At 76.6% G+C, this 2,983-nt stretch carries 3 protein-coding genes and 1 pseudogene; all 4 read right to left on the bottom strand.

Annotated elements, in window-relative coordinates; translation table 11 throughout:
- Positions 1-494: hypothetical protein (locus tag VR44_RS38075; RefSeq protein ID WP_052714019.1), on the bottom strand; the 494-nt coding region annotated here is incomplete at its 3' end.
- A 34-nt stretch (positions 495-528) separates the two neighbouring features.
- Positions 529-1,305, bottom strand: coding sequence for an ABC transporter permease (locus VR44_RS38070; RefSeq protein ID WP_045952256.1), 777 nt, complete (start codon positions 1,303-1,305; stop codon positions 529-531).
- Complete coding sequence (locus VR44_RS48045) at positions 1,302-2,339, bottom strand: ABC transporter ATP-binding protein (RefSeq protein WP_384759864.1); 1,038 nt, start codon at positions 2,337-2,339, stop codon at positions 1,302-1,304. Before VR44_RS48045 ends, VR44_RS38070 begins: the two co-directional genes overlap by 4 nt.
- Before the next feature lie 28 nt (positions 2,340-2,367).
- Positions 2,368-2,983 (bottom strand): annotated as a pseudogene (locus VR44_RS38060) (NYN domain-containing protein); the annotation flags it as partial.

Below are 2,983 nucleotides of genomic sequence, written 5' to 3'. Positions count from 1 at the left end.
CCCAGCAGCACCCCGTAGGCCAGCAACTGCAGCGGCGCGTCGAACGGCACGTCCTCCCCCGCCTTGCCCGCCGCGGCGACGACATCGGTGCCGGGTCCCAGCCACAGCCCCATCCGCCACCCCACCACCGCGGCGAAGCACGACCCGACCGTGAGCCCGGCCACCAGCGCGACGCCCCCGCGCCGCCGCCACAGGAAGACGGCGAGCCCGCTCAGCACGCCCAGCCCCAGCGACAGCAGGAAGAAGGTTCCGTCGGCGCCGATCCGCGCCTCGCCCTCGGTGTTCTTCAGGAACACGGCCTGGCCGTGGGCGACGTACTGGACGCGCGGCGCGAGCCAGGCCCACAGCAGCGCGAGGAGCGCGCCGGAGACGCCCACCACCAGGGCGACGGCGGCCCCGTCACGGATGTCCGCCGGGGTGACGGCGGGCTCCTGGTCGGGGAGGCCGGCGGGCGGCGGAGGCGGCGGCAGCGGCGGGGTCTCGGCTTCGGTCACCCCCACATCGTGCCAGGTGGTCGCGGCGTCCGCGTCAGCGGACCGACGCCCGCCGGTAGGCCCAGGTAGCGACGGCCAGGGAGAGGACCCCCACCGCCGCGCACACCCCGAGGTCGGCGGCGACCGCCGCCCAGTCCGGGTGCGGGGCGAAGGTCCGTGCGAAGGCCTCCACCCCGTAGGTGGAGGGCAGCAGGTCCCGCGCCCACACGACGACCTGCGGCATCCGCTCCGCCGGCAGCACCCCCAGCAGCAGCGCCGCCGACATGCCGAGCTGTCCGGCGAGCGTGGCCAGCTCCTGCCGGGGCGCCAGCAGGCCCAGCGCCGCGCCGAGCCCGGCCAGGGCCGCGCCGGCCAGCGGCACCACCGCGGCCAGGATCCACAGCCCGCCCATCGGCAGCCCGAACAGCACGCACCCGAAGACGGCCGTCACCAGCGTCCCCGGCAGGGTGAAGGAGGCGTACGCGGCGGCCGCGCCCAGGACCACGGAGGCGGGCGGCACCGGCAGGGTGGCGTAGTGGTCGAGCCCGCCGCTCGCCCGGAGCTGGCCGAAGTACTGGGCCAGGAGGTTGAGCGCGACGAAGGCGACGACGAGGACCGAGGAGCCGGCGACGACCGCACGGGCCTCGGAGCCTCCGTCCACCACGCCCCGCATCAGGACCATGATCCCGACGGACTGGAAGGTGGCGACGAACAGGAGGGGGATGCGGGCGACCCTCGCCCGGGACAGCTGGGCCCGGTAGACGGCCGCGAGGGCGGGGAACAGCCGTGCCCGGGGGGCCAGGACGGCGGCGGGGGCGGCAGCGGTGGTCACGACTTGACCAGACCCTTCATCCGGCCGCCCAGCGCGAGGTAGACGTCCTCCAGGCTCGGCGTGGCCAACGTGAAATCGTCGAGGGCGGCGAAGGCCGGGCCGCCGGTGACGGCGGCGACGGCGGCGCGGGCCTCGTCCTGGCCCAGCCGCAGCACCCAGCGGCGCCCGGACTCGGCGGCCGAGGGCGCGAGCGCGGCGACCTCGGGCACCTCCAGCGGCGGGGCGGTGCGCCACACGAGCTCCAGGCGGACCTCGTCGGAGACCCTGGCCTTCAGGCCGGCCGGGGTGTCGCAGGCGATGACCTTGCCCTGGTCGATGACGGCGACCCGGTCGAGGACGGTCTCCGCCTCGATGACGTTGTGGGTGACCAGCAGCACCGTGGCGCCGTGCCGGTCGCGGCGGCGGTCCACGGCCGCCCAGACGGCGCGCCGGGCGACGGGGTCCATACCGGTGGTGGGCTCGTCGAGGACGAGCACCGGCCGCTCCCCCACCAGCGCGGCGGCGAAGCAGGCGAGCCGGCGCTGTCCGCCGGAGAGCTTCTTGAGGGGGCGTCCGGCGATCCCGGTCAGCCCGAGTTCCTCCAGGACCTCGTCCCGTGCGGCCCGCGCCGCGCGGGCGTCCAGGCCGCGCAGCCGGCCGGTGGTCTCGGCGGCGAGGGCGACGGTGAGCTCGTCGAGGGCGGTGGACTCCTGACCCAGGTAGGCCAGGAGGCGCGAGGCGCGCTCGGGGTGGCGTACGAGGTCGTGGCCGAGGAGGGTGACGGAGCCCGCGTCGGGGCGCAGCAGCCCGGTGAGCTGGCGGACCAGGGTGGACTTGCCGGCGCCGTTGGGGCCGAGCAGTCCGAAGATCTCGCCGCGCCGGACCTCCAGGCAGATCCCGTCGGTGGCCCGGGTCTCGGGCAGGGCGGGTGCGCCGCGCCGGCCGCGGACCGCGGGGTAGGTCTTGACCAGGTCACGCACCGCGCAGACCACCCCGGACGCCGGCCCGGCGGCCTCTGCCGTGGTGTGCCCTGCCTGTGCTGTGCCCGTACTCACGAGGGAGCAGCCTACGCGGCTCCCGCCCCTACTCGGCCGCCGGGGTCATCGGCGCCGCCGCCGCGGAGGCCGACGCTCCGCCCACGTGCTCGGCCGCGGCGCGCACGTCGATCTCCCTCCAGAACCCGGCGCGGATGGCGTAGCGGTCGTGCTCGTCGATCTGGTCGTCCTTGTGGGCGAGGAGCCCGAAGCGGGCGGCGTAGCGCAGCAGCTCCCCGTCGATGCGGTGCGGGACGCGCGGGTACATGGTGGCGAGCTTCTGCAGGTGCCCGGTCTCGGGGAGGCGTTCCATCCAGCGGCGGGCGAAGACCTGGCCGACCTCGAAGGGGTCGCCGCCGACGGTGGTGATGTCCTCCTCGCGGTCGGCCCAGCGCTGTTCGGCGCTGGTGAGCTGGGCCAGGGTCGGCAGGGAGGCGGTCTCGGCGGGTTCGCCGAGAGGGCCGGGGCGGTCGATCCAGCCCTTGTCGGAGGACCAGCGCAGGGCGCTGCCGGCCGGGCTGGGGGCGGGGTGGGGGTGCGTGGCGCCGGCGCCCTGGCCGGGGGCACGCAGGGCGGCGAGGTCCTTGGGGGGTGGGGACGGAGGACTTGGCGCCCTCGGTGGCGGGCGCGGGTACCGCTGCTCCGGTCGAGGGGGTGGCGGGGGC

The organism is Streptomyces katrae (assembly GCF_000966975.1).
Taxonomy (GTDB): domain Bacteria; phylum Actinomycetota; class Actinomycetes; order Streptomycetales; family Streptomycetaceae; genus Streptomyces; species Streptomyces katrae.
Note: the sequence above shows the minus strand (reverse complement) of the source record. Positions and strands in the feature narration are given on the sequence as shown.